Origin of the sequence: Ruegeria arenilitoris, from assembly GCF_013030265.1 — a bacterium.
GTDB lineage: Bacteria > Pseudomonadota > Alphaproteobacteria > Rhodobacterales > Rhodobacteraceae > Ruegeria > Ruegeria arenilitoris_E.
Map to the genome: position 1 here is coordinate 315,089 of NZ_WPZQ01000001.1, position 25,896 is coordinate 340,984.

28 protein-coding genes are annotated in these 25,896 nt (G+C 57.6%); 12 read left to right on the plus strand and 16 right to left on the minus strand.

The annotated features are described in order from the left end of the window. Positions 1–27 precede the first annotated feature (27 nt). From lptG to rsmA, 5 genes are all read left to right on the plus strand, one after another. Positions 28–1,128, plus strand: a complete 1,101-nt coding sequence (lptG, locus tag GOX61_RS01620) for an LPS export ABC transporter permease LptG (RefSeq protein WP_170330757.1) — start codon at positions 28–30, stop codon at positions 1,126–1,128. Continuing rightward, a complete protein-coding gene (locus tag GOX61_RS01625) occupies positions 1,128–3,290 on the plus strand; it encodes an LPS-assembly protein LptD (protein ID WP_170330759.1) in 2,163 nt (720 codons plus the stop codon). Before lptG ends, GOX61_RS01625 begins: the two co-directional genes overlap by 1 nt. Beyond that, positions 3,281–4,534, plus strand: coding sequence for a peptidylprolyl isomerase (locus GOX61_RS01630; protein ID WP_170330761.1), 1,254 nt, complete (start codon positions 3,281–3,283; stop codon positions 4,532–4,534). The genes GOX61_RS01625 and GOX61_RS01630 overlap by 10 nt, the downstream gene beginning before the upstream one ends. Next, on the plus strand, positions 4,531–5,496 hold the full coding sequence (pdxA, locus tag GOX61_RS01635) for a 4-hydroxythreonine-4-phosphate dehydrogenase PdxA (RefSeq protein WP_170330763.1): 966 nt from the start codon (positions 4,531–4,533) through the stop codon (positions 5,494–5,496). The genes GOX61_RS01630 and pdxA overlap by 4 nt, the downstream gene beginning before the upstream one ends. A gap of 84 nt (positions 5,497–5,580) precedes the next feature. After that, a complete protein-coding gene (gene rsmA / locus GOX61_RS01640) occupies positions 5,581–6,423 on the plus strand; it encodes a 16S rRNA (adenine(1518)-N(6)/adenine(1519)-N(6))-dimethyltransferase RsmA (protein ID WP_170331084.1) in 843 nt (280 codons plus the stop codon). Positions 6,424–6,490: 67 nt separating this feature from the next. Here the strand turns inward: rsmA and GOX61_RS01645 are convergent, their stop codons facing one another. The 3 genes from GOX61_RS01645 to prfA form a co-directional block, all read right to left on the minus strand. Next, complete coding sequence (locus tag GOX61_RS01645; protein WP_155150746.1) at positions 6,491–7,078, minus strand: DUF4167 domain-containing protein; 588 nt, start codon at positions 7,076–7,078, stop codon at positions 6,491–6,493. 239 nt (positions 7,079–7,317) lie between these two features. Next, a complete protein-coding gene (prmC, locus tag GOX61_RS01650) occupies positions 7,318–8,166 on the minus strand; it encodes a peptide chain release factor N(5)-glutamine methyltransferase (RefSeq protein ID WP_170330765.1) in 849 nt (282 codons plus the stop codon). After that, positions 8,163–9,218, minus strand: a complete 1,056-nt coding sequence (prfA, locus tag GOX61_RS01655; protein WP_170331086.1) for a peptide chain release factor 1 — start codon at positions 9,216–9,218, stop codon at positions 8,163–8,165. Before prfA ends, prmC begins: the two co-directional genes overlap by 4 nt. A gap of 63 nt (positions 9,219–9,281) precedes the next feature. On the opposite strand from prfA, the gene GOX61_RS01660 reads away from it, so the two are divergent. Further along, complete coding sequence (locus tag GOX61_RS01660; protein WP_170330767.1) at positions 9,282–9,572, plus strand: hypothetical protein; 291 nt, start codon at positions 9,282–9,284, stop codon at positions 9,570–9,572. 4 nt (positions 9,573–9,576) lie between these two features. Here the strand turns inward: GOX61_RS01660 and GOX61_RS22585 are convergent, their stop codons facing one another. From GOX61_RS22585 to GOX61_RS01680, 5 genes are all read right to left on the minus strand, one after another. Further along, on the minus strand, positions 9,577–9,924 hold the full coding sequence (locus GOX61_RS22585) for a DUF6404 family protein (protein ID WP_367646922.1): 348 nt from the start codon (positions 9,922–9,924) through the stop codon (positions 9,577–9,579). A 35-nt stretch (positions 9,925–9,959) separates the two neighbouring features. Beyond that, positions 9,960–10,364 (minus strand): DUF1499 domain-containing protein, encoded by a 405-nt coding sequence (locus GOX61_RS01665; RefSeq protein ID WP_170330768.1) that lies wholly within the window; start codon positions 10,362–10,364, stop codon positions 9,960–9,962. A gap of 63 nt (positions 10,365–10,427) precedes the next feature. Further along, on the minus strand, positions 10,428–11,375 hold the full coding sequence (gene speB, locus GOX61_RS01670) for an agmatinase (RefSeq protein ID WP_170330770.1): 948 nt from the start codon (positions 11,373–11,375) through the stop codon (positions 10,428–10,430). Positions 11,376–11,434: 59 nt separating this feature from the next. Further along, entirely contained in the window at positions 11,435–12,403 is a 969-nt protein-coding gene (gene speB / locus GOX61_RS01675) for an agmatinase (protein ID WP_170330772.1), read from the minus strand. Between the two features lie 53 nt (positions 12,404–12,456). Beyond that, positions 12,457–13,620: a M20 aminoacylase family protein gene (locus GOX61_RS01680; RefSeq protein WP_170330776.1), complete on the minus strand. Its 1,164-nt coding sequence runs from the start codon at positions 13,618–13,620 to the stop codon at positions 12,457–12,459. A 66-nt stretch (positions 13,621–13,686) separates the two neighbouring features. On the opposite strand from GOX61_RS01680, the gene mazG reads away from it, so the two are divergent. The 3 genes from mazG (at position 13,687) to GOX61_RS01695 (ending at position 16,004) form a co-directional block, all read left to right on the plus strand. Further along, entirely contained in the window at positions 13,687–14,553 is an 867-nt protein-coding gene (gene mazG, locus GOX61_RS01685; RefSeq protein ID WP_170330778.1) for a nucleoside triphosphate pyrophosphohydrolase, read from the plus strand. Positions 14,554–14,616: 63 nt separating this feature from the next. After that, positions 14,617–15,558, plus strand: a complete 942-nt coding sequence (locus GOX61_RS01690; RefSeq protein WP_170330780.1) for a nucleoside hydrolase — start codon at positions 14,617–14,619, stop codon at positions 15,556–15,558. Continuing rightward, a complete protein-coding gene (locus GOX61_RS01695) occupies positions 15,555–16,004 on the plus strand; it encodes a GNAT family N-acetyltransferase (protein WP_155150776.1) in 450 nt (149 codons plus the stop codon). Before GOX61_RS01690 ends, GOX61_RS01695 begins: the two co-directional genes overlap by 4 nt. On the opposite strand, the gene GOX61_RS01700 is transcribed toward GOX61_RS01695, so the two are convergent. From GOX61_RS01700 to GOX61_RS01725, 6 genes are all read right to left on the minus strand, one after another. Next, positions 16,001–16,168: a hypothetical protein gene (locus GOX61_RS01700; RefSeq protein ID WP_170330782.1), complete on the minus strand. Its 168-nt coding sequence runs from the start codon at positions 16,166–16,168 to the stop codon at positions 16,001–16,003. The genes GOX61_RS01695 and GOX61_RS01700 overlap by 4 nt on opposite strands. A 151-nt stretch (positions 16,169–16,319) precedes the next feature. Further along, positions 16,320–16,859 (minus strand): GNAT family N-acetyltransferase, encoded by a 540-nt coding sequence (locus GOX61_RS01705; protein WP_170330784.1) that lies wholly within the window; start codon positions 16,857–16,859, stop codon positions 16,320–16,322. Positions 16,860–16,907: 48 nt separating this feature from the next. Further along, entirely contained in the window at positions 16,908–18,185 is a 1,278-nt protein-coding gene (gene eno / locus GOX61_RS01710) for a phosphopyruvate hydratase (protein ID WP_170330786.1), read from the minus strand. A gap of 145 nt (positions 18,186–18,330) precedes the next feature. Continuing rightward, positions 18,331–19,212: a DMT family transporter gene (locus GOX61_RS01715; RefSeq protein ID WP_170330788.1), complete on the minus strand. Its 882-nt coding sequence runs from the start codon at positions 19,210–19,212 to the stop codon at positions 18,331–18,333. Between the two features lie 137 nt (positions 19,213–19,349). Next, positions 19,350–19,763 (minus strand): Fur family transcriptional regulator, encoded by a 414-nt coding sequence (locus tag GOX61_RS01720; RefSeq protein ID WP_170330790.1) that lies wholly within the window; start codon positions 19,761–19,763, stop codon positions 19,350–19,352. An 87-nt stretch (positions 19,764–19,850) separates the two neighbouring features. Continuing rightward, positions 19,851–20,555, minus strand: a complete 705-nt coding sequence (locus GOX61_RS01725; protein WP_155150789.1) for an endonuclease/exonuclease/phosphatase family protein — start codon at positions 20,553–20,555, stop codon at positions 19,851–19,853. Between the two features lie 148 nt (positions 20,556–20,703). Between GOX61_RS01725 and GOX61_RS01730 the strand changes: the two genes are divergently transcribed. Further along, positions 20,704–21,675, plus strand: a complete 972-nt coding sequence (locus GOX61_RS01730; RefSeq protein ID WP_170330793.1) for a cation transporter — start codon at positions 20,704–20,706, stop codon at positions 21,673–21,675. A gap of 6 nt (positions 21,676–21,681) precedes the next feature. On the opposite strand, the gene GOX61_RS01735 is transcribed toward GOX61_RS01730, so the two are convergent. Continuing rightward, entirely contained in the window at positions 21,682–23,100 is a 1,419-nt protein-coding gene (locus GOX61_RS01735; protein WP_170330794.1) for a protein adenylyltransferase SelO, read from the minus strand. Between the two features lie 87 nt (positions 23,101–23,187). Between GOX61_RS01735 and GOX61_RS01740 the strand changes: the two genes are divergently transcribed. Both GOX61_RS01740 and GOX61_RS01745 read left to right on the plus strand, forming a co-directional pair. Further along, positions 23,188–23,607, plus strand: coding sequence for a cupin domain-containing protein (locus tag GOX61_RS01740; RefSeq protein WP_170330796.1), 420 nt, complete (start codon positions 23,188–23,190; stop codon positions 23,605–23,607). A 57-nt stretch (positions 23,608–23,664) separates the two neighbouring features. Next, positions 23,665–24,555: a fatty acid desaturase gene (locus tag GOX61_RS01745; RefSeq protein WP_170330798.1), complete on the plus strand. Its 891-nt coding sequence runs from the start codon at positions 23,665–23,667 to the stop codon at positions 24,553–24,555. On the opposite strand, the gene GOX61_RS01750 is transcribed toward GOX61_RS01745, so the two are convergent. Then, complete coding sequence (locus GOX61_RS01750) at positions 24,552–25,649, minus strand: anhydro-N-acetylmuramic acid kinase (RefSeq protein ID WP_437436572.1); 1,098 nt, start codon at positions 25,647–25,649, stop codon at positions 24,552–24,554. The two genes, GOX61_RS01745 and GOX61_RS01750, sit on opposite strands and share 4 nt — an antisense overlap. Between the last annotated feature and the right edge of the window lie 247 nt (positions 25,650–25,896).

A 25,896-nucleotide genomic window follows, 5' to 3' on the forward strand; every position in this document is an offset into this window, starting at 1 on the left:
GCTCAGCGGTCAGCCGGAGGTGAACTCGTGATCCTCGACCGCTATTTTGCCCGAAGATTCCTGCAGAGTTTTCTCGTTATCGGCGGCATTTTTCTGACACTCATGATTCTGATCGACCTGATCGAGCAAGTCCGCAAATTCACTGACGTCGACCTGAGCTTTGGTCAATTGCTGCGCCTGACCCTGCTCAACACCCCGGCGGCAATCAGCGAGATGCTGCCGCTGTTAATGATTCTGGCTACGATTGCGTTGTTCATTGGTCTGGCGCGCAGTTCCGAACTGGTCGTGACCCGCGCCATCGGGCGGTCTGGCATCCGCGCACTTGCTGCACCCGTTCTGCTGGCTTTGGTGATCGGTGCACTGGCAGTGGCGTTGCTGAACCCTATCTCTGCTGCGACATCCGAAGAATACCAGCGTTTGGCAGACGGATATCGCAACAATGGCAGTTCTACCCTTTCGATCAGCAGCGAGGGCCTTTGGTTGCGCCAGGGTTCCACATCGGGCCAATCCGTGATCCATGCTGTCGGGACCGATCCCGACGAGGACTTTGGCCTCAGAGAAGTTACCATCACGACATTCTCTCCTGACGGTATTCCGACCGAACAGATCTTTGCTGAAACTGCACGTCTGGAAGATGGAAACTGGGTTCTCTATCAGGCCAAGGTTTGGACGCTCCAGAACGGCTCGAATCCCGAAACAAATGCAATCACGTATGAACAACTTGCTCTTCCCACGACTCTCACACGCGATCGCATTCTGGATACATTAGGCCAACAAGACTCCGTTTCGGTCTACGACCTGCCACAACTCATCCACGATCTACGCGAGGCAGGATTTTCAACAAAGCAATACGAAGTCTGGTTGCAGGTACAACTCGCACGGCCATTCTTTCTTGTATCGATGGTTCTGATTGGTGCTGCTTTCACCATGCGCCATGTCCGTTTCGGCGGCACAGGCATAGCTGTTCTGACAGCGGTTCTGTTGGGCTTTGCCATCTACTTCGTACGTAATTTCGCTCAAATTCTGGGGGAGAACGGCCAGTTGCCGATCTATGTCGCCGCCTGGGCACCGCCCTTTGCCGCAATCCTGTTGTCCTTAGGCCTCTTGCTGCACGCGGAGGACGGTTAATGCGGCGACTAATGTCTTTGCTGCTGTCCAGCACTCTGGTTCTGGCGGCACCGTCCATCGCACTTGCGCAAAACGCATCAGGTTCCGCAGCTGCTGGACAGGATGGGGCTGCCCAAGACCAGCCGGCCCTGTTGGTGGCGGACAAGATTTTCATCACACCCGACCGGAAACTCGTCGCCGAAGGGAATGTCGAAGCCTATCAGGGCGACATCAAATTATCGGCCAAAAGTGTAATCTTCGATCGGGAAACCGGTGAGCTGACCCTCGAAGGTCCGATCCGGATCGATCAGGCGGGCCAATCCACTGTGTTGGCGGACTCCGCTCAGTTGGATGATGGCATCCAGAACGGGCTTTTGATCGGTGCCCGAATGGTGTTCGATCAGCAGGTTCAGATCGCCTCGGTTCAGGCAACCCGCGCTGGCGGCAGGTACACACAGTTCAGCAAAGTGTCGGCCACCTCATGTCATGTCTGCGCCAATGGCAAACCACCACTTTGGCAAATTCGGGCGCGCAAGGTAACGCACGATCAGTTAGAACGGCAGCTGTATTTCGAAGGTGCACAGTTCCGCATCCTTGATTTCCCGGTCTTCTACTTTCCCGTACTGCGCCTGCCCGACCCGACACTGGAGCGTGCAACAGGTTTTCTTGTCCCGTCGATCCGGACGACCTCGCAACTGGGAACCGGTGTACAGGTCCCCTATTTCTTTAAGCTGGGCGACCACAAGGATCTGACGCTGACGCCCTATGTCTCATCCAAGACAACGACATTAGGCTATCGCTACCGTCAGGCTTTCAAAAACGGTCGCATTCAGTTCGAAGGCGCATACACCCGCGATGACGTGCAACAAAACCAGGATCGCGGCTATCTTTTCGCGAATGGTTGGTTCGCTCTGAAAAATGATTACCGGCTGACGTTCAACATTCAAACAACGTCGGATGACGCGTATCTGGCTGATTATGGTCTGCCGGACTTTGACCGTCTGCGCAGCGAAATCGCACTGGAACGGATCAAACGCGATACCGCGTTCAAAACCAGTTTCATCCACTACAAAACCCTGCGCGACAGCGAAAATCAGGACGAAATCCCTTCGCGCGTTTTCGATCTGAACTATGAAAAGCGGTACTTTCCCAACGCTCTGGGCGGCGAAGTGAGGCTTGCGTTTATCGGGCATTCCCACACACGAACCAGCGATCAGAATATCATCGGGCGGGATGTGGCCCGTGCGACGATGGATGCCGAATGGCTGCGCAGCTGGACCTTTGCCTCAGGCCTGCGCGCCGATGCACAGCTGGGGGCGTCGGTCGACACATTCGATATCCGCAATGACAGTCAGTATCCCAACCAGATTACCAGATCGACGCCACGGGCAGCCCTTACTCTGCGCTATCCGATGGTGCGGCGCGAGCAGACCGGCGCAACGCAGTTCCTCGAACCAATCGTGCAGTTTGGCTGGACGCATGTCTCGAACACCGACGTACCCAATGACGAAAGTACGTTTCAGGAGTTCGACCAGGGCAATCTGCTATCCCTGTCTCGCTTCCCAGCCGAAGATCGCCGCGAAAATGGAGCAACAGCTGTTGTCGGCGTGAACTGGGCGCGCAATACGCCGAACGGCTGGCAAGCGCTTGCAACCGTCGGTCAGGTGTTCCGCGCCGATGCCGATCCGGATTTCACCCTGACCTCAGGCCTGCAGGGCACCACATCCGATCTGCTGCTGGCCGGTCAGTTGAAAACCGCCAAAGGCCTTACCCTCGCGGCACGTGGCCTGCTGGATGATGACTTCAGCTTTGCCAAAGCCGAGTTCCGGGGCGTTTGGGCCAAAGACGACAACGCGCTGACGGGCAGCTATGTCTGGCAGGAACCCGACCCTGCAGAAAACAGCGACAAAATATCCGAAATCTGGCTGACGGGACGTTACAGAATCGATCAGAACTGGCTGACACAGGCACTGGCGCGATATGATCTGGCCGAATCTGAGCCAATCCGCTACGGGCTTGGAGTTACCTACGAAAATGAGTGCGTGCAGGTTAACATGACCGTCAGTCGGCGCTATACGTCCACATCAAGTATTGAGCCTTCGACAGAATTCGGCTTTACCGTTGCACTAACTGGATACGCCGTCGAAGGCGGGGGCAAGAAGTACAAAAGAAAATGCAGCTGATATCAGGTTTCTCTAAGTTTCTTCGTACCGGTTGGCAAAGACCGGCTTTGCCCGCACTCGCTGCGGCGCTTATCGCCTTTTCTTCGCCGCAGGCCATCGGGCAAAGCCTGTTCTCACCCGCGATCCGGATCAATCAGGATATCGTGACGTGGTATGAATTGCAGCAACGCCAGCAGTTTCTCGAAGCGCTCGGCCTGCCGGGAAGTTCTGAAGATGAGGTGCGTGAGGCCCTGATCGATGCTCGCCTGCGCAAACAGGCGATGCGGGATGCCGGAATTCAGGCGACACCAGAAGATGTACAGCTTGGTATCGACCAGTTTGCCGCTCGTGGTCAGCTTTCGACTGACGATTTCCTGCGGTTGCTCAGCGATGCCGGGGTAGATCCCGAAACAGTCCGAGACTTTGTTGAAGATCAGCTTTCATGGCGTGACTACGTCAGCACGAGGTTTATCTCTCAGGCGCGCCCCACAGAGGATGAAATCAATCGGGCAATGGGCCAGGGCGGCGGTGGCGGCCTCGAAGTTCTGTTGTCCGAGATTATCATTCCCGTAACACCGCAGACGCTCGCTCAGGCTGACGCGCTGGCGCAGGAAATTTCTCAGGTAGACGGTTATGACGCGTTTTCCTCCGCTGCCACGCAATATTCGGCGGCAGCGACCCGCGAAAACGGAGGTCGATTGGATTGGCTGTCGCTCAATAATCTTCCGCCCGCGCTGCAGCCCGTCATCCTGGGCCTGCAGAACGGAGATATAACCGAGCCGCTGAGTCTTCCCAACGCCATAGCCCTGTTCCAGATGCGCGGCATTCGCGAGGTTTCGACAGGCGCACCACGCTATTCCAAGATCGACTATGCGATCTACTATATTCCGGGCGGTCGTAGCCCAGAGGCCCAGAAAACTGCGGCTGAGCTGAAGGAAAACATCGACACTTGTAACGACCTCTATGGTATCGCCAAGGATCAACCGCCAGAGGTTCTTGAGCGCGTGTCCGCCAGCCCTTCCGAAATCCCGCGCGACGTGGCTCTGGAACTTGCCAAGCTGGACCCCAATGAGATTTCAACAACGCTCACCCGCAACAACGGGCAGACGCTGATGTTCCTGATGCTGTGCACCCGCACCCGCGATCTGGGCGAAGATACGTCTCGTCAGGATGTTGCTAACGCTTTGACCCAGCAGCGCCTGCAGGCTTTTGCCGACAGCTTCATCGAACAAATGCGGGCAGACGCCACCATTATCGAGCAATGACCCGCCCGATCGCGCTTAGCTGTGGTGATCCGGCCGGTATCGGCCCCGAAATCGCAGCCAAGGCGTGGCAACAACTGCGCGGCACCTGCCCGTTCGTCTACATCGGCGACGCCGCGCATCTGCCAAACGAGACTCCGGTTGCACGAATAAATGAACCGTCAGAAGCGGCCGGGGTCTGTGCGATGGCCCTACCGGTGCTTCAGCTGGATTTCCCAGCGTCGAATGTGCCAGGCCGTCCCGAGCCAAACAATGCTCCCTCTGTAATCGATGCAATTGAACGCGGTGTTTCTCTGGTACAATCGGGTGCGGCATCAGCGCTCTGCACGGCTCCGATCCACAAAAAGGCGCTGATTGACGGAGCGGGATTCGATTATCCCGGACATACCGAATTTTTAGCCGCTCTTGCCGGTAAAGATCGTGTTGTGATGATGCTGGCCAGCGATCAGTTGCGCGTGGTCCCAGCCACGATCCACATCGCACTCTCGCAAGTCCCCAGCGTCCTGACCCCCGAGTTGCTGCGTGAAACGATCGCGATCACCGCACAAGGGTTGCAGAACCAGTTTGGTATTCAAAATCCGCGTATCGCGATTGCCGGGCTGAACCCCCATGCCGGCGAAGGCGGCAAAATGGGTCGTGAGGAACTGGACTGGATTGCCCCGCTGATCTCTGATCTCAATCCCGACGGCTACACGGTTACGGGCCCGCATCCGGCGGATACCATGTTCCACGCCGCCGCGCGCAGGCGGTACGATGCAGCCATCGCCATGTATCACGATCAGGCCCTGATCCCGATCAAGACACTGGATTTCGACCGAGGCGTGAATGTAACGCTGGGTTTGCCCTTCATCCGGACTTCACCAGATCATGGCACCGCGCTGGACATCGCCGGACAAGGCATCGCCAACCCGACCAGCCTGATTGAGGCCCTCAAACTCGCGCAGCAGATGGCGCAAGGGTCTTGAACCTGTACAACGCAGGCCATATCCCGGACCGAAGTGAAAAATTTCTGGCGCATGACACCCTATCCGCGCCACGGTGAACGGATCATGAGCGCTATCGACACCCTCCCCCCGCTGCGCGAAGTCATCGCGACCCACCAGCTATCGGCCCGCAAATCGCTGGGGCAGAACTTTCTGCTGGACCTGAACCTGACAGCCAAGATTGCACGGCAGGCCGGTGATCTGACCGAATGTGATGTGCTCGAGATCGGACCCGGACCGGGTGGCCTGACCCGTGGTCTGCTGTCCGAAGGCGCGCGCAAAGTCGTTGCTGTGGAAAAAGACACCCGCTGTATCGCAGCGTTGAACGACATTGCCGAGGCTTATCCCGGCCGGCTTGAAGTCATCAACGGGGACGCGCTGGAGATCGATCCGCTGACGCATCTGACACCGCCGATCCGGATTGCGGCCAACCTGCCCTACAATGTCGGGACCGAGCTTCTGGTCCGCTGGCTGACGCCACTGGAATGGCCGCCATTCTGGCAAAGCCTGACCCTGATGTTCCAGCGCGAAGTCGCCGAGCGCATTGTGGCCCAACCCGGCAGCAAAGCTTATGGGCGCCTTGCCATCCTCGCCCAATGGCGGGCCGAAGCACGTATCGCCATGTCTTTGCCCCCCGGGGCCTTCACCCCACCACCCAAAGTCTCCAGCGCCGTGGTTCACCTGACTGCCCTGCCCGAGCCGCGCTATCCGGCAGATGCAGCCACCCTGTCACGAGTCGTGGCAACGGCCTTCAACCAACGCCGCAAGATGCTTCGCGCCTCTTTGAAAGGTGTCGCACCCGATATCGAGGATCGCTTGCTGGCTGCTGGCATCAAACCAACGGAACGTGCGGAACAGGTTCCGCTCGAAGCGTTTTGTGCGCTGGCACGGGAAATTCGCAAAGCTTAAAGCGACAAAACAAAAAACCCCGGCACTCGATCCGGGGTTTTCTGTATCTCGGCCTTTTGGCTTGAGCTTATTCGGCAGCTTCCGGCGCGTCTCCGTTATCCGCTGCAGCCTGTTCAGGCTCGGCGGGTGCAGCCTTGGGCTTGCGTGCACGTGGACGGCGTGGTGGCTTTTCTTTCTTGGCAGGTGCCTCTTCAACTGGTTCAGCACCCTGGCTTTCCGGTGTCTCGACCAGACCAGATTCAGGTGCCGCAGGCTCGGACCCGAAATCCATCACATCAGGTTGCGGCGCTTCGGCCGGATCTGCCTGACGGGCAGCTTCGCGTTCCTGACGCTCGGCGCGCTCACGGTCGCGTTCTGCCTGGCGCTCACGGTTCTGGCGTTCCTGCTCTTCACGGCGCGCTTCGATTTCGCGCTGCGCCTCGCTCAGCATACGCAGGTAATGTTCCGCGTGCTGCTGAAAGTTCTCGGCCGCGACGCGGTCATTCGACAACTGGGCGTCACGCGCCAGCTGATTATATTTATCAATGATCTGCTGCGGGGTGCCGCGCACCTTGCCTTCTGGACCCGAGCTGTCAAAAACCCGGTTTACGACATTACCACCAGAAGGGCGATTGCGGTTGTTCTTGGCCCGCGAGCGGGATTTGGAAGATCTCATCTTACTTTACGTCAGCCTTGTCATTCACTGTCGATCAACCCGTACGTTGCACTGCTCTAAGGCCTTTTACCGTGACGTGCTGTCGACTTTTTGGGCTTGGCGTCAGGGGCGCGCTGAAACAGCGTCAACCTCGCCGACTACCCTGAGTAAGCATGTCCTGATCATGCAGACAAGAGGGTAATATGCATTTTCGCAGCTTTTTTACCTGAACCGGCGTTTTTTGGCCTCATTCACCCCATTCAACCCGGCATTCTGGCGCCAACAACACGGTCCCGGCCATCCAGATCCGGAACCACGCGGATATCGATCAGACCCGACGCGTCAAACAATGCCGCGACAGCCGCCGCCTGTGTCGGACCGATTTCGACCAGAATACGCCCACTCGGCATCAGAAAATCAGGCGCTGCAGCGGCAATACGCCGATAAGCGCCTAGCCCATCCCCCTCATCCGTCAAAGCCATCCTCGGCTCGTGTTCCCGCACTTCTGGGGACAGCTGCGTCATCTCATCCAGGGAAATGTATGGCGGATTCGAGACGATCAAATCGAACTGCCCCTCTTCGATCCCTTCGAACCAATCGGATTGTATGATCTCGACCCGGCCCTGCACCTGATGCAGCACCGCGTTGGCGCTGGCCTGAAGGCAGGCAGATTCGCTCAGATCAACGCCAATTCCGGATGCGCTTGTCCGCTCGGCCAGCAAAGTCACCAACACACAGCCTGACCCGACACCAAGGTCCAGAATGTGATCAAACGGTTCACTCAGCGCGGCCTCGATCAAGGCTTCGGTCTCGGGGCGTGGATCCAGAACATCCCGGCTCACCCGAAAGCGGCGGCCATAAAATTCGCGCTCTCCCAACAGGTGGGAAACCGGCACACGGATGGCACGCAGCGAGATCAGCTGATCATATCGCTCGGCTATCTCAGGCGACAACTCTTCGGGTGCGATCAACGTGACGCGACTGGCTTCGATACGCGCAGCATGGGCCAGCAGAACCCGAGCATCCCGGGCGGGATCTTCAACACCGGCAGCCCGCAGTCGCGCTGTCGCTGCGACCATGGCCTGTGCGGCCGTCTGTGCCCCGTTCATTGCGACATCTCGGCCAGCAGACGCGCCTGATCGTCTGCGGTCAGCGCATCGATCACCTCATCCAGATCGCCCTGCATCACCTGATCCAGCTTATAAAGCGTCAGGTTAATGCGGTGATCAGTCATCCTACCCTGCGGGAAGTTATAGGTTCTGATCCGTTCAGACCGGTCCCCCGATCCCACCTGGCTGGCCCGATCCGCCGAGCGTTCGCTGTCGATCCGCTGTCGCTCCATATCGTAAAGACGGGTCTTCAGCACCTGCATCGCGATCTCGCGGTTGCGGTGCTGAGACTTTTCGGAACTAGTCACCACGATCCCGCTGGGAATATGGGTAATCCGTACAGCCGAATCTGTGGTGTTCACGTGCTGCCCACCCGCGCCGGAACTGCGCATGGTGTCGATACGAATATCGTTGGGTTCGATATGAATATCTACATCCTCGGCCTCGGGCAGAACCGCCACTGTCGCCGCCGAAGTATGGATACGCCCGCCGCTCTCGGTTTCGGGCACCCGCTGAACCCGGTGCACACCGGATTCGTATTTCATCCGAGCAAAGACATTATCGCCCTTGATATGGGCCACGACCTCTTTGATCCCGCCCAGATCCGAGGATTGTTCCTCGATGATCTCAAACTTCCATCCCCGCGCCTCGGAATAGCGTTGATACATCCGCAGCAGATCACCCGCGAACAATGCGGCCTCATCACCTCCGGTTCCGGGCCGGATTTCCAACATTGCCGGACGCGCATCGGCTTTGTCTCTGGGCAACAACGCCAGTTGCAACGCGTGCTCTGCCTCGGGAATGCGAGCCTGCAGCTCGGGGATTTCCTCCTCAGCCAGCTCTTTCATGTCCGGATCGGCCAGCATTGCCTCGGCTTCGGCCAGATCGGCCACCAGTTGGCGCCATGTTTCGATCTGCTCAACCACAGGCTTTAAATCCGAGTATTCCTTGGCAAGTGCCGCAATATCTCCGCCCGAGGCGCCATCGGCCATGGCAGCTTCGAGGTATTGGAATCGCTGGGTTATCTGTTCAAGGCGTTCTTCGGGGATCATCCCGGCGGTGTCTATCATCCGCGGGCTTTGGTCAAGGGCCTGCCTTGTGCTAAGCTCACATGCATGAAACGGATTATTCTTGCGCTTACCCTGTGCACGACCCCTGTCATGGCTGATGTAATTGGCCCCGGCGGCAAGGTTCAGGATTGCTATTGTACCGACAAAGCCGGCACCCGTGTCGAGTTGGGAGAGATGATCTGCCTGCAGGTCGATGGCCGTATGTTTATGGCCCAATGCCAGATGTCACTGAACGTTCCCATGTGGCGCGAGGTTCAGGAGGGGTGTTTGTCATCAGGGTTGGAGCAAACCCAGCCCCAACTCAGCAATTCTGCAACTATTCAAAGCTCGGGTTAATCACCTACAGATCTTCCCACTTGCTTAGCTTGTGCTTTCTGCGCGTCGTCCGGATATTGTGCTCCGCGCAAAGCGCCATGCTGACACCAAAGAGCAGAGAGCATATAGCCAATCGTGGGACCATGCAAAGCGGAGGTGAGAGAAATACATATAAACCCAGCCCCCAAAGGCCTCCCATCACCAGTGGATCCCACGTCAATCGCGATACCTTGGTCCGATAGAGTTCCGGTTTCGGCCTGCATCCGGCACGTCTGAAAAAGCGAACATATGGGGTGGATTTTCCGGGCTCTTGCAGTCCCGCATCTTCCAATTCAGCGGTTGCCCTCTGAAACTTGGCTTCATAATCACTCATACCACCAATATGGGAATTAAGTTTTTATTTTCAACCTATTGAAGCTGCCCTAGCCAGCTTTCAACCCGCGCTTTATTCACTCCGAAATCCTTGCGCCCGAAACGCAGCCTTGCGTGGATACGCAGCGCGTCACCATCCTGCTGCGCGGTGGTATAATCCGGAAATCCCATCAACCGAGTTCGGGTGATATAAGTCACCATTCCCTCGTCGACCGACCCGGCCAAAACACTGGTACGAGGGGACTGACGCGCAACCACATCCAGCCGTGCAAGCCCGTCCGGGCCGGTTTCAACGACCCGCACTACCGCGCCCATCATGTCCCTGCTGGTTTCGCCCACAGGTGCCACATGCCAACGGGAGGGATCGGAAGGGGCAAGACGGATGTAACCGGCCAGCAAAAGCCCCGCGCATACCAATACCCAAACTACAGTCATCTTCATCCCGCACCTGTTTCAACCGAACCTAGCCGGAACGCATCGGTGAACAAGATGTTCAACCAGCCCTTACCGCGACGTCACGCCTGGAAGAATGCACAGCATTTCGAACAACAAGTTCGCAGCCGTAAGCGCAGTATTGCCCGATGGATCATAGGGTGGAGAGACCTCGACCAGATCACAACCAACGACATTCATCCCCTGCAGTGCATGGATCAGTTGCAGTGCCTGCGGTGTAGTCAGCCCGCCAATTTCAGGCGTTCCGGTCCCAGGCGCATAAGCCGGGTCCACACTGTCGATATCATAGGTGATATAGACCGGATGTCCGTCGATCGTCTTGCGGATCAAAGACCCGATCTGGGTCAGGTTCTGCTGCCAGATATCCCACGCCGGATATTGACGGAATCCCCACCCCTGCGCTTCGGTGAAATCGCTGGCGGCATAGCCAGATCCCCGAATACCGATCTGAAAGGTCTTGTCCGGAACGATCAGATTTTCCTCATAGGCGCGACGGAATACGGTGCCATGGGTCTCGCGCTCACCAAACATCTCGTCATTGACGTCGGCATGGGCATCCACGTGCACCAAAGCAACCGGACCATGTTTGGCTGCTATTGCACGCAGAATAGGCAGGGTGATCGAATGATCGCCCCCCATCGCAACGGGAATGACATCCTGTGTCAGAATACCGTCATAACTTTCCTTGATAATCTTCAGACTATCCGACAGCGAGAACGTGTTGATCGCCAGATCCCCGATATCGGCAATCTGCAGGTTATCGAATGGGGCAGCAAAGGTGGCCATGTTATACGGCCGGATCATCGCGCTTTCGCTACGGATCTGTTTTGGGCCAAACCGCGTACCCGAGCGCCAAGATGTACCAATATCCATCGGGATCCCAAGAACAGCGACGTCCAGCCCATCCAGAGAGGACGCCTGCGGTAACCGCATAAACGTATTCGGCCCCGAGAACCGCGCCAGATCATTGCCGCCAATCGGCTGGTTGAATTGGGTCATGTACTTTCTCCGATCCGGTTCTTCACCAAGCACTTACCGGGATTATGCCTAACCAAAGGTTAAGGCTTTACCAGCTTGTTCCACCCCAGCAGGCAGATGATCTGCGTTGCCACATGTGCCCCGGCAATCGCGGTGGCACCAGACATGTCGAATGGAGGCGATACCTCAACCACATCCCCACCCTTGATGTTGATCCCGGCGATATCCCGCAGGATGATCTGCGCCTCAATCGAGCTGAGACCACCCCAAACAGGTGTCCCGGTTCCCGGTGCAAAGGCCGGATCCAACCCATCGATGTCGAAGCTCAGGTAAACCGGACTGTCGCCCAGAATCCCCTTGATCTTCTGGGCTACGGCGGCCGGTCCGGATTCATAAACCTCACGTGCGTCGATGATGTTGACGCCCAATGTGTCCTCGTTGGTGGTGCGTATCCCCACCTGAACCGATCGCTTGGGGTCCACGATCCCTGACTTCACGGCCTTGTAGAACATGGTTCCGTGATCCACGCGGGACATGTCGTCATCGGCCCATGTGTCCGTATGCGCATCAAACTGCAGCAGAGACATAGGCCCGTATTTTTCGGCATAGGCTTTCAGGATCGGAAAGCTGATGTAGTGATCTCCGCCCAGCGTCACCGAAGCGACATTGGCTTCCAGAATCGTACGGATGTGATCGGTCAGCGTATCTGGAAAGGCAGGGATATTGGCATAGTCGTAAGCCATGTCCCCGTAGTCGATGATTGCCAGTTCGCTGAGCGCATCAAACGGCCAGCCATAGGGTGCGTCGGGTGATTGCAACGCGCTGGCCTCGCGAATGGCACGTGGTCCCAACCGGGTACCGGGACGGTTGGTTACCGCCTGATCGAACGGCACGCCGGTCACCGCGATGTCTACGCCTTTCAGTTCCTTCGTATAAAGCCGACGCAGAAACGAGGTCGCGCCACCAAATGTGTTCTCAAAGGAAAGGCCTTTGAGATCCGGGTTGGTGAACGCCTCGTCCACCTGAGTCTTTGCATCTTCCAATGCCATTTCGGGTTATCTTCCTCCCAAGGTTCCCGATGGGCTGGCGACGCGCGCTGACGTCAAGCCACAGGCAGCGCCTTTTCCACGATCTTCGCGAAAAAGGATGCACCCACCGGCGCGATTTCGTCGTTGAAGTTGTATTTTGGATGGTGCAGCCCCGCACCGTCCCCCTGCCCCAGAAACAGATAGGCTCCGGGTCGTTCCTGCAGCATGTATGAAAAATCCTCGGCCCCCATCTCGCGACCGGTGTTTTCGGTGACCCGCTCGGCCCCCGAAACCTCGCGCGCCACGTCAGCGGCAAAAGCGGCCTTTTCCGGGTCGTTGATCGTGGCGGGATAACTCACATCATATTCAAGCCGCGCCTCAACCCCGTACGACGTGGCCTGTCCCTGCACGATCTGCTCCATGCGTTCCATAACCATCTTCTGCACCGCCGGGTCGAAGGTCCGTACCGTGCCGTTGATATAGGCGGTGTCCGGGATCACGTTGTTCACCGTGCCGGTATGGATTTGCGTCACCGACACAACCAGATCGTCCAGAGCGTAGTGATTACGGCTGACGATGGTCTGAATCGCCTGCGCAATGCCACAGGCCGCCATGACCGGATCGCGCGTTTCATGCGGCATGGCCCCGTGTCCACCGACACCCTGAATGTGAACCTCGAACGTATCGACAGCAGCCATGATCGGACCCGGCGTTGTATAGAACGAGCCTTCCGCAAAGCCGGGCGCGTTATGCAGCGCGTAAACCTGCGCGATGTCGAACCGGTCCATAATTCCTTCTTGAACCATAACCCCGGCGCCGCCGCCCTCTTCCTCGGCAGGCTGAAAAATCAACGCAACCCGGCCGCGAAAGTTCCGGGTTTCGGCCAGATAACGTGCAGCCCCCAGCAACATCGTTGTGTGCCCGTCGTGGCCGCAGGCGTGCATCTTGCCTGGATTCTTCGAGGCATAGTCAACGCCGGTTTCTTCGGGAATCGGCAACGCGTCCATATCCGCCCGCAGGCCAATCGTCGGTCCTTCGCCCTGACCGTTGATTATCGCGACGATACCGGTCTTGGCGATCCCCTCATGCAGCTCATCCACGCCAAACTCGCGCAGACGCTCAGCAACAAATGCCGCTGTTTCGTAGCATTCGAATTCCAGCTCAGGGATTGTATGCAGGTGCTGGCGCCATGTGGCCATGTCGGTGGCAAAATCGGCAATTCGGTTGACGACGGGCATCTGGGGTGGACTCCTGATCCAAGCTGCGAGATGGATGCATCTGACACCGGAATAAGGGGCTTCGCAATGGCTGAAAATCCGCTGATCCATAACTCGGACGCAGGTATCGAACGTTTGTTGGAAATCATGCGCCGTCTGCGTGACCCGGAAACCGGTTGTCCGTGGGATATCGAGCAGGATTTCGGCACTATCGCGCCCTATACGATTGAAGAAGCCTATGAGGTCGCAGACGCCATCGAACGGCAGGCCTGGGATGAACTGAAGGGCGAATTGGGCGACCTGTTGTTCCAGTCCGTGTTCCACGCCCAAATGGCCGAAGAAGCCGGTCATTTCGCGTTTCAGGATGTGGTGCGGACCATGTCCGACAAGATGGTGGCCCGCCATCCGCATGTCTTTGGCGATGAATCCCGCGACAAATCGGCTGAACAGCAGACGAAGGACTGGGAAACGATCAAAGCCGCCGAACGCGCAGGCAAGGAACAGCAAGGTGCACTGGACGGTGTAGCTGCCAACCTGCCGGCCCTCCTGCGGGCGCACAAATTGCAAAAGCGTGCGGCTCGCGTGGGGTTTGACTGGCCCGATGCCAGCCACGTGCTGGCCAAAATCACCGAAGAAGCCGCCGAGCTGGAAGAGGCGCGCGAAAGTATGGACGCAGACGCGCTTGAGGATGAATTCGGCGATCTGCTCTTTGTGATGGTAAATCTGGGTCGTCATTTGGGTATCGAGCCCGAGGCCGCTCTGCGCCGCACCAACGCCAAGTTCACCCGCCGGTTCGAGCAAGTCGAGGCACGGCTGGCTGATCGGGGTAAAACCCCGACGGACAGCACCCTCGAGGAAATGGATGCTCTTTGGGACGAGGTCAAAACCGAAGAACATCGCGCCAACGGCAAACTCCCGCCAGCAATGGCAAACACGGCCCGTGGAAGCGCGTAAATTTGCTAGACAACAGCGGCGACACTTGCCAGTGTCCGTCCTTCAATATCCCGGAGGCCACCCATGACTGCGCGCAAGATCATCATCGATACAGACCCCGGACAGGATGACGCCGTCGCGATCCTGCTGGCGCTGGCCAGTCCCGAAGAGATCGAGGTTCTGGGCATTACCGCAGTCGCAGGTAACGTGCCGCTGGATCTGACCGCCAAAAACGCGCGGATCGTTTGCGAATTGGCGGGCCATACCGATGTGCCGGTTTATGCCGGATGTGATCGACCGCTGAACCGCCCTCTGGTAACCGCTGAACATGTACACGGCAAAACTGGCCTCGACGGCCCTGATCTGCCCGACCCACAAATGGAACTGACCGAAGGCCATGCTGTCGATTTCATCATCGACAGCCTACGCACGCATGAGCCGGGTACCGTCACCCTCTGTCCGCTGGGCCCTCTGACCAACATCGCAGCCGCCTTTCAGAAAGCGCCTGACATCGTTGAACGCGTACAGGAAATCATTCTGATGGGTGGCGCTTATTTCGAGGTTGGCAACATCACCCCCACGGCTGAATTCAACATTCACGTTGACCCGCAAGCCGCTGACATTGTGTTTAAATCTGGCGTTCCAATTGTTGTTATGCCTCTGGACGTGACGCACAAGGCGCTGGTTACAAAGCCCCGCAACGACGCCTTCCGTGCACTGGGAAGCAAGGTTGGTATTGCTGTTGCCGAGATGACCGATTTCTTCGAACGTTTCGACAAGGAAAAATATGGCAGCGCAGGTGCCCCACTTCATGATCCTTGCGTGACTGCCTATCTGATCAAGCCCGAGCTGTTTAAAGGTCGGCACGTGAACGTCGAAATTGAAACCCAGTCCGAACTGACTATGGGCATGACCGTCGCCGACTGGTGGGGCGTTACAGATCGCAAACCCAACGCCCTGTTTATCGGCGATGTGGATGCGGACGGGTTCTTTGACCTGCTCACCGAACGGCTGGCGCGGCTATGACTGCCGCACTGCGCCTCGCCCGCCCGGACGATCTTGACCGTCTGATGACCCTCGTCTCTGCCTTTCACGCCGAGGAAGGCATCGAACAGGATGCCGATCAACTGCGCGAAGCGCTGCTCCCCCTGCTCGAAGGCATCCCTCATGGCTGCATCTATCTCATCGGGCCGGGCCGCGCGCCACTGGGCTATATCATCCTGACATTCGGCTGGTCCGTCGAATTCGGCGGAATGGACGGTTTTGTGGATGAGATTTACATCCGCCCTGCAGTCCGAGGCCGTGGAATTGCCACAGAGGTTCTGCTTGAACTTCCCAAGGCGCTGGCTGGTGCAGGGCTGACCGCCCTGCATCTGGAAGTCGACCGCACGAACGAGTCAGCACAAAAGCTCTATCTTCGGACAGGCTTCAAGCTGCGCGACCGCTATGCGCTCATGAGCAAGAAGCTCTAGCGCGACTCCCCGCGGAAGATCACATTTGGATTGTACATTTCCTGAACCGGGTCATCCGACGACACCTTTTGACCGGTGATCGGATAGGTTCCCGGGCCTGCACAGGCAGCCATCAGTCCCAGAGAAAGCGCGGAAATTACCAGAAGGAATTTGGATACAGGCATCGTGTTCTCCTTTCTGCAATGCAAGCAGCATAGGTCACGATGCGCCTGTCTCGTTAGGTACAAGTTCACACATAAGGATATTTATGTCGGCGAATATTTGCCTATAACCCTACTTTTGGTACTCAGTAGGTCAAAATTTCAAAATGATATCTTAGCCCTTAGTGTCCGACCCAGTTTGATCCGGGCGTAGTGACATTTCAAAGAACAGAAGATGGCCTTCGACAATCTCTGGCAGATCTGAATACGCGTCACGCAACTGAAAGCCTAAGGACAGGTACAATTGAGTCGCCGCCTCAAGAGGTTTTCCCGTGTCCATCCGAATGTATTCGAATCCATCACTCCGACACTGTTCAATAAGACTCAGCATGATCGCACAGCCCGCGCCGGTGCCGCGTGCCTGCTCGTTGACATACACTCGCTTGATTTCTGCCACCCCGGGTTCAAGCGTGTGAAACATCCCGCACCCTATCGGTTGTTCATTCAACAACGCCAACCTCATCCCACCAGAGGGCGGCATGTGATCGGTTTCGATCGCCTCCAACACGCGGGCATACTTTTCCTGTGGATAGACAGCCTGAACGATTTGCACCGATCTTTCGTCCAGCGTCAGCAGAAAATCTCGATACTCCCAACACAAACGCCGAACCGCGTCCAGCTGGTCCGGCGTTTCTGGTTTGATAATACTCAGCAAAATACGATCCCCGGGAAATACCCAAGTATCAACATAGCATCACAGTAGTTACTTGCGAAGGATCGACGCGCCTGCGTACTCAGCAACTTCGCCCAGCGATTCCTCGATCCGGATCAGCTGATTATACTTGGCCAACCGGTCCGATCGCGCCAGCGAGCCGGTTTTGATCTGACCGCAGTTGGTTGCAACCGCCAGATCAGCAATGGTGGCGTCCTCGGTCTCGCCTGAGCGGTGCGACATAACGTTGGTGTAACGTGCACGGTGGGCCATATCGACAGCGCGCAGCGTTTCGGTCAGCGATCCGATCTGGTTTACCTTGACCAGCATCGAGTTCGCGCAGCCACGCTCGATCCCCTCGGCCAGACGTGCAGGGTTGGTCACGAACAGGTCGTCGCCCACCAGTTGCACCTTGTCACCGATGGCGTCGGTCAAGGCCTTCCAACCATCCCAGTCATCTTCGGACATGCCATCCTCGATCGAGATGATCGGGTAGTCTTTGACCAGAGCCGCCAGATACTCAGCGTTTTCCTCTGACGTCAGCGAGATGTTCTCGCCCGACAGGACGTATTTGCCGTCCTTGTAGTACTCGGTTGCTGCGCAATCCAGCGCCAGGTGGATTTCCTCACCCGGCTTGTAGCCTGCCTTTTCAATGGACTGCAGGATGAAATCCAGTGCTTCGCGGGTGGATGCGATGTTAGGGGCAAAACCGCCCTCGTCGCCAACACCGGTGGCAAGACCAGCCGCCGACAACTCACGCTTAAGCGTGTGGAAGACCTCAGACCCCATGCGCACGGCTTCGCGAATATTCGCGGCCGACGTCGGCATGACCATGAATTCCTGAATGTCGATCGGGTTATCAGCGTGTTCACCGCCGTTGATGATATTCATCATCGGAACAGGCAGAACACGGGCCGAAGTGCCACCGACATAACGATACAGAGGCTGTGTGGTGAAATCCGCAGCAGCCTTGGCTGTCGCCAGCGAGACACCCAGAATGGCGTTGGCGCCCAGACGGCCCTTGTTCTCGGTCCCGTCCAGTTCGATCATCGCCTGATCGATGGCGACCTGCTCGGTCGCGTCAAAACCAACCAGTTCCTCGGCGATCTCGCCGTTCACTGCTGCCACGGCCTCCAGCACGCCCTTGCCCATATAGCGGGACTTGTCACCATCGCGTTTTTCGACGGCTTCATAGGCACCGGTCGACGCGCCCGAAGGTACAGCGGCACGGCCCATGGTGCCGTCTTCCAGAATAACGTCCACCTCAACAGTGGGGTTACCCCGGCTGTCCAGGATTTCGCGTGCATGGATGTCGATGATGGTGCTCATGATACCGGTCCCTAAAGATGACTTTGGTTGCATGCCTCATAACAGCACCGGGCAAAAAGTAAACCGGCTCCGTTATCGCTAACACGCCTATTTTCCGGCCTTTAGGGCTAACATTTTCCTGTTTGCGCCAACGTGCGACGATCCGTCAGGTCGCGACCGCCATTTCGCGCGCCAGCCTGCGTTCACGGATAAAGGTGTACATGCCCGACCCGATGATCAGCGATGCACCTGCGATCGTCATCGCATCGGGGCGTTCCCCGAACATCAGCATCCCGGCGGCGATCGAAAAGACCAGACGGGTATAGCGGAACGGCGTCAGCGCCGAGGCCTCTCCGATGCGCATGGCCGTTACAATGCCGTAATAGCCCAGAACTCCAAAGCCGATGGCACCCAGATAAGGACCAACTTGTACCGCCTGCAACGGCACGACCGGCTGTGCTGAAAACACCATCAACGCCACCCCTGCCAGCGCGACAGCGATATAGGCCTGCAGGGCGACAACGGATGAAGGTACACGAACATCCAGTTTACGTGTCAGCAAGTCTCGTGCGGCGATGGCAATCACGGTGGCTACGACGAACAGCGACTCGGGCTCAAAACCCTCAAGCCCGGGACGAATGATCATCAGGACACCGACAAAGCCGATACCAATCGCACTCCAGCGCCGCCATCCGACATGTTCACCCAGAAACAGCGCCGCGCCCATGGTTACGGCTAGCGGCATCGCCTGAAACACTGCAGCGACCGTGGACAGCTCGACCAGCGACAGCGCGGTAACAAAGGTCAAAGCACCAACCGCTTCGGCCCCGGCTCGGGCCAATGGCAACGGTTGCCACGCCACTGGATCAAAGATGCGTTTACGGGTCGCCAGAGACATCAGTACAAAGACCAGCCCGCAGAACAGACCCAACACGATCATGATCTGCCCCGTCGATACACTGATCGACAGATGCTTGATGAACATATCCTCAAGTGAGAAGGCCGCCATCGATCCGATGATCAGCAAAATGCCGTTTACGTTATTCATGCGCGTGTCCGTAGGGATGGGCTGACAAAAATCTGCGCCCTTACGTCAGCAAAAGCGTAACTATTGCGACGTAGCAAGCCATATTACGACAGGTTTGATGAATTGCCGTGAGGCGACCAATCGCGTTTCGTGATGGATCAGTCCTGTTCCAGCGGGACGCCGTACAGCTCCAGCCGGTGACCTTTCAGCTTATACCCAAGCTTTGTGGCGATCTTTTCCTGCAATGCCTCGATCTCGGGATCGACGAATTCGATCACCTCTCCGGACTGCATGTCGATCAGGTGGTCGTGATGGTCCCGTTCGGCGTCTTCGTACCGCGCGCGCCCGTCACCGAACTCCAGCCGCTCAAGAATGCCGGCTTCTTCGAACAGCTTCACGGTCCGATAGACTGTTGCAATCGAGATACCCGAATCTATGGCCGAGGCGCGGGCGTACAGTTCCTCGACATCAGGATGATCCTCGCTTTGCTGAAGGACCTGGGCAATGGTCCGGCGCTGACCGGTCATGCGCAGCCCTTTGGCTTCGCAACGTGCGATGATCGTGTCCGACATGATACCCCTCAGACTTGTTCGGGTTTCTGTCTTAGTACGTCTGGCGCGCTTGCGCCACAGGGGAAATGCGCTTTACGGCAGGGCAATTCACGCAACCCGCTGAAGGTCTGCCCAGATCGGCAGATGGTCCGAGGCGATATGCGCAGGCCGCTCGCCGTGCACACCATGTGCCATGGCGCGCAGCCCATCACCCAATGCGATGCGATCCAGTGCCCCCAACGGCTGCGCCGCGGGAAAGCTGGGCATTGGCGGCAGGAACCGCATATCCGGGGCCAGATTATCGAGCACGGGCTGCCGAGACCATTCGTTGAAATCCCCGGCCCAAACTGTTGGCATCTGATTCAGATCCGAGTCACATCTGCGAATATGGGTAATCTGCTGACGCCGCGACGCAGGCAACAGACCAAGGTGCATCCCCATCACACGCAACGGTCCGATGGGCGTATCAAACTCAACCCGCACGGCCCCGCGCGGCTCAAGCCCTGGCAGTTCATGATGACCGGTCTGCTGGACCGAGATCCCCTCCCCCCGCCAGATCACGGCATTCCCGTGCCAACCAAGGCTTCCAGCCCCGCCAAGATCAACAATCTGCCAACCTGCCTCATCCAGCATGAAATGCGGCAGCGCGGCTGGCCGCGGCGGCAGTCTCTTGTCGGCCTCCTGCAACACGACGATGTCGGCCTTCAACCGATCCAGCACCTGCATGATGCGTTGAGGCTGACGGCGGAAATCCAGCCCGACGCATTTCTGTATGTTGTAGCTGGCCAGCCGTAAGGTCGATGCTCGGGTCATGATGTCCTGAAATATCGTTCAGCCCCTAAGATTGCCCTGCCTTCGACGCAGTGCAACCCCGAGTTTCAAAACATCCGCGCAAGTGTTGGCCCCACTTGCCTAAATGGCTATTGATGAAGCGTCTGAGACCACATCGGGATCGCATAAAATGGCAACACAGAACACAAGCAGCACCAAACGTCTGGAAGGTCGTTCTCTGGTGATCGCAATGTGGGGCAATCTGTTCATGGCCGCAGCAGGGATCGTTGCTGGTGTGCTGTCCAATTCGAACGCGATCATGATGGACGGCCTGTTCTCGCTGATCGGGTTCGGATCGGCCTTTCTGGGGCGTCGGATCAGCCAGCGTGTCGATGCGGGTCCCGACAAACTGCGTCCCTTCGGCTATGCTGCGGACGAGGCGATCTTTTCGACCTTCAGGTCTCTGTCACTGCTGGGACTTGTGCTATTCGCGATCACAAACGCAGCCAAGAACATCTATAGCTATTTCAATGGCATGATGCCCGAGCCGCTGAACTTCGCACCGATGTTCGTTTATTTCGCTGTCATCGGACTAACCTGTTTGTTCCTCTGGGCGTTCCATCATTTTACATGGCGCAAGACCGGTAAGGTCAGCTCGATCCTCAGGCTTGAATCCAAAGCTGCGCTGTTCGACGGGCTGATCACGGCCGCCGCCGGCATCGGGTTGGGAGCCATTTATATGTTCCGAGACGGACCACTGGCCCCAATCGCACCAATTGGCGACTCGATCATCGTACTGTTGCTCTGCCTGTTGGCCATAGGTTCCTACGTGCGCGACTTTCGCGGTGGTCTGGGAGAGCTGGCAAATGTCGTCGCCAGCCCCGAGCATCTGGCTACGGCCCGTCGCGCGCTTCGTGCAACGCTAACCGAAGACGGCGGCACCCTCCAGGACATGTCAGTCACCAAACAGGGCCGCTCTTTCCTCGTAACCGTTTACTATGATCCCGGCCGCCCCGTCACCGCCGAGCAGATCGACGACCTGAACCTTCGCCTGATCAGCGATGCGCGCAAGGCGATTGATGGATCGGATGTGTTTCTGATGATCACAAAACACCCACGACGCTGGCCAGATTCCATCAATCCTTATCAGACAAGCCAGTAAACTGGTTCAGGTCCCGCAGAAAGTCGCATGCACCACTTCGCTCTCTGTTGGTGGACGGGTCAGGTCTGCATTCTCCGGCTGATCGAGATATGGCGTTGCCAGTACCGAACCCAGCCTGTGGAAGGGCTCATAGTCGCCTTTCACAGCAGCCTGGATCATCTGTTCGACCCGGTGGTTGCGCGGGATAAAGGCGGGATTGGCTTCTTTCATGACCTTCTGCGGTGTCTCTTCACGCTGCAGTCGCACGCGCCAACCCTCAGCCCAATCGTCAAAGGCTACGGGGTCGGTGAACTGATCCCGCGCATTCTCGCTGCCCAGCGCACGGAAGGTGTTAGTGAAATCCGCCTGGTTCTGCGCCATCCGGGTGAGAAGATCAGACAGCAAGTCCAGATCACCATCGTCCTCTGTTGTCAAACCGATCTTGGCACGGAACCTCATCATCCAGTTTTCCTGCAACAGCGCTGGCATCGCATGAACGATCTCGGTCGCTTCCTCAACAGCGGCTTCTTTGTCTTCCATCTGCTGGATCAGCGCTGTGGCCAGTTGTGCGACATTCCACACCGCGATTTCAGGCTGACTGGAATAGGCATAGCGCCCCATGCGGTCGATGGAACTATAGACCGTGTTGGGATGATATGTGTCCATGAACGCGCAGGGACCATAATCAATGGTCTCGCCAGCGATCGAGCAATTGTCGGTATTCATAACCCCATGGATGAAACCCACGCTCATCCATTGCGCAATAAGGCTTGCCTGCGCATCCCTTACTGCGCGCAGCAATCCCATGGGCCCTTCGGCTTTGGGATAGTGGCGGGCAATGGCGTATTCAGTAAGCCGCCGTAGACTGTCCAGCTGTCCGCGCGCGGCAAACACCTGAAATGTACCCACGCGCAGATGGCTCTGCGCCACGCGGGTCAGCACTGCACCGGGCATTGGTCCCTCACGCAGGACAACCTCACCGGTTTCAACAGCCGCCAGCGCGCGGGTGGTCGGAATGCCCAGCGCGTGCATCGCCTCGGACACGACGTATTCGCGCAGCACAGGCCCCAGCCAGGCGCGTCCATCTCCTTGTCTGGAATAAGGCGTACGGCCTGACCCCTTCAGCTGTATGTCCCGCCGGATACCATCGGTGCCTACCGTCTCTCCCAGCAATACGGCACGCCCGTCCCCCAGCTGAGGGTTATAGTGCCCGAACTGATGCCCGGAATAGAGCTGCGCCAAAGGCTCCGCTCCATCAGGCACAGAGTTTCCTGCAAAGGCCTCGGCCATCTCTTTCACGTCTCCGACCGAGATCCCCAGTATACTGGCGAGATCTTTATTGAAGGCGATAAGATGCGGTGCACGTACGGGCTCGGGGGCCTGTCGGGAATAAAAGGTGTCCGGCAGCCGGGCGTAACTGTTGTCGAAGGGGATCGTCAGGGTCATGTCGCAAACATATGGCCTGTGCTGACGATTGCCATAGCGGATCGTCCTGTCCCGTGCATAATCGCGCGAAAATACAAGAGGATCCCAATGACAGCGCAAGACATCATCGATCACCTCGGCCTGCAACAACATCCCGAGGGTGGCTGGTTCAAGGAAACATGGAGAGCCGACAATGAAGGCCGTGCCACCGGCACTTGTATTTATTTCCTGCTGCAGGAGGGAGAAAGCAGCCACTGGCACCGTGTCGATGCGACTGAGATCTGGCTGTATCACTCCGGCGCACCGCTGATCTTGTCGCTCAGTGAAACCGATCAGGGGCCGGCCACCGAATACCTGTTGTCACCAGACCTGTCTCAGGGTGCCCCCCAATTGATTGTCCCCAAAGGACATTGGCAAGCCGCCCGCACCACCGGCGACTACACGCTGGTCAGCTGCACGGTGTCCCCCGGATTCGAATTCGATGGTTTCGAACTGGCAGAGCCCGATTTCGACATCCCGCGCGGTTAGACCCTAGCGCCCGCGACAAGGGCTTGATCCATTTCACTGGGCATCTAATGTCACGTTATGGATCATCGCGCCCTGATAGCCTCGCTGCCACCGGAAGCCAAAAACCAGCTGCAACAACGCTCGGATATAGCCGGGCTGAAGCATCTGGTGCTTTACTTCACTGCAATAGCGGTGATCAGCACTGGAATTCTGATGCAGGTCCCGCTTTGGCCGTTGCTGATCCTGCCGCAAGGCATCCTGTTGGTGTTTCTGTTCACGCTCAGCCACGAATGCACTCACAAGACGCCGTTTAAGTCGGGCTGGCTGAATGAGGCAGTCGGGCACCTGATCTCAGTTCCGATCGCCCTGCCCTTTGTGTGGTTCCGGTATTTCCACCTCGCGCACCACAAATGGACAAACGATCCGGAGCGTGACCCCGAGCTTGGTGGAAAACCGCGCCCTGACAGCTGGGGCAGCCTGTTGATCTATCTCAGCGGCTGGTTCTACTGGAGCGGAATGGCAAAAGTGTTGGTGATTAACGCACTGGGTCGTATCGACGCCCCCTATCTGCCAGCACGCCAGCATGGCGCGATGAAGATTGAAGCCCGCATTCTCCTCGGCATTTATGCACTTGCTGCCTTGAGCCTGTTCTTTTCACCGGCACTTTTCTGGGTCTGGCTGTTGCCCGTTCTCGTCGCGCAACCGGTATTGCGCATCTATCTGCTGGCTGAACACGGGCTCTGCCCACCAGTGGCAAATATGCTCGAAAACTCGCGGACTACTTTTACCAACCGGATCGTCCGTTTTCTGGCCTGGAACATGCCCTACCATGCCGAGCATCATTCCTTTCCGAACGTCCCGTTCCATCAGCTTCCGGTGTTCCATGAATGGACACAGAAACACCTGAAGTCGACATCAGACGGATATACAGAATTTTCGGCAGACTATGCGCGATCGATCACGCGCTAGGCGCTGCTGACTGCTCCTCGCATCGGGGCAGAAACAACACCGCCCCCTACCAGCGCCTGCACCCCCGTCGTTCCCGGGCAAGAGGTCGGCATCCCGCGCGCAACCCGGACGGCGAGATAGGCAAAGGCCTGCGCCTCCAGCATGTCACCATCCAGCCCGACGGCCTCAACAGGCTCAACCGGGCAATCCAACGAGACACGCAGCATCTCCATCAGAACCGGATTGTGTCGTCCGCCGCCCGTGACCAAAACCCGTGCGGGCGGTTTCGGGCAGTGTTCCATTCCCTGTGCAACGCCAGCCGCGCACATCCCGGTCAGCGTCGCAACTGCATCCGCATCGCTGAGTTCCTTCACCAGACCAATCATTTCGGCAAAGTCATTGCGGTCCAGCGATTTCGGCGGCATCCGGGCAAAGAACGGTTCAGCCAGAAACAACTCCAGCGCTCCGGTCTCGACCGTACCGCCGCGGGCAACAGCGCCATCCCGATCCATCGGTTTGCCCAAGCGCGCCTGCATCAGATCATCTACCGGCGCATTTGCAGGCCCGGTATCAAAGGCCAGCAATGCCCCCGGCATTTCCGGACCATCAAAGGACGGGTCCACATAAGTCAGATTCCCGACACCACCCAGATTCAGAAAGCAGATTGGTGTGTCGGCACCGATCCATTTGGCACAGGCGAAGTGAAAAAACGGCGCCAGGGGTGCACCCTCGCCACCCATGGCAACATCATCACTGCGGAAATCCCAAACTACGGGCAAACCCAGCGCCTGCGACAGCCCGATGCCGTCACCTACCTGCAGCGTCCCCCGACCGCGCGGCTCATGTGCCAACGTTTGACCATGAAAGCCGATCAGGTCCACATCCTCGAATTCGGACAGAACATCTGCGTGAGCATGGGTGACCAATTCACCGGCCTTTTCCACCTCTGCCCCGTGCCACTGCCCAAGCGCGCCACGCAGCATTGTACGCTCTTCATCAGAATACGCCCGATACCGCGACTCTCCGAAGCCAAAGATGGACTGCCCGTCTGTTTCGACCACAGCGGCATCCACACCGTCCAGCGAGGTGCCTGACATCGCACCCAGAGCCTTGATCGCCCCAACCCGTTTGATGGCTTGCTTCACCACGTTATCTCCTGCTTGGCTGCATACGGCTCTTGCAATACGGCGTGTTCACCCTGCCCGCGATTGCAAATGCAAGGCAAGGCGCATGAATACCGGGGAATGTGTTTTTTGTGCGGAGAGACCAAACTCCAACACCCGTACTACGCGCCCGCTCTTCGGCACACCTAACCCGGAAACCCCGTGATCGTTGCAACAAGTTAATAAATCGGCAAGCATT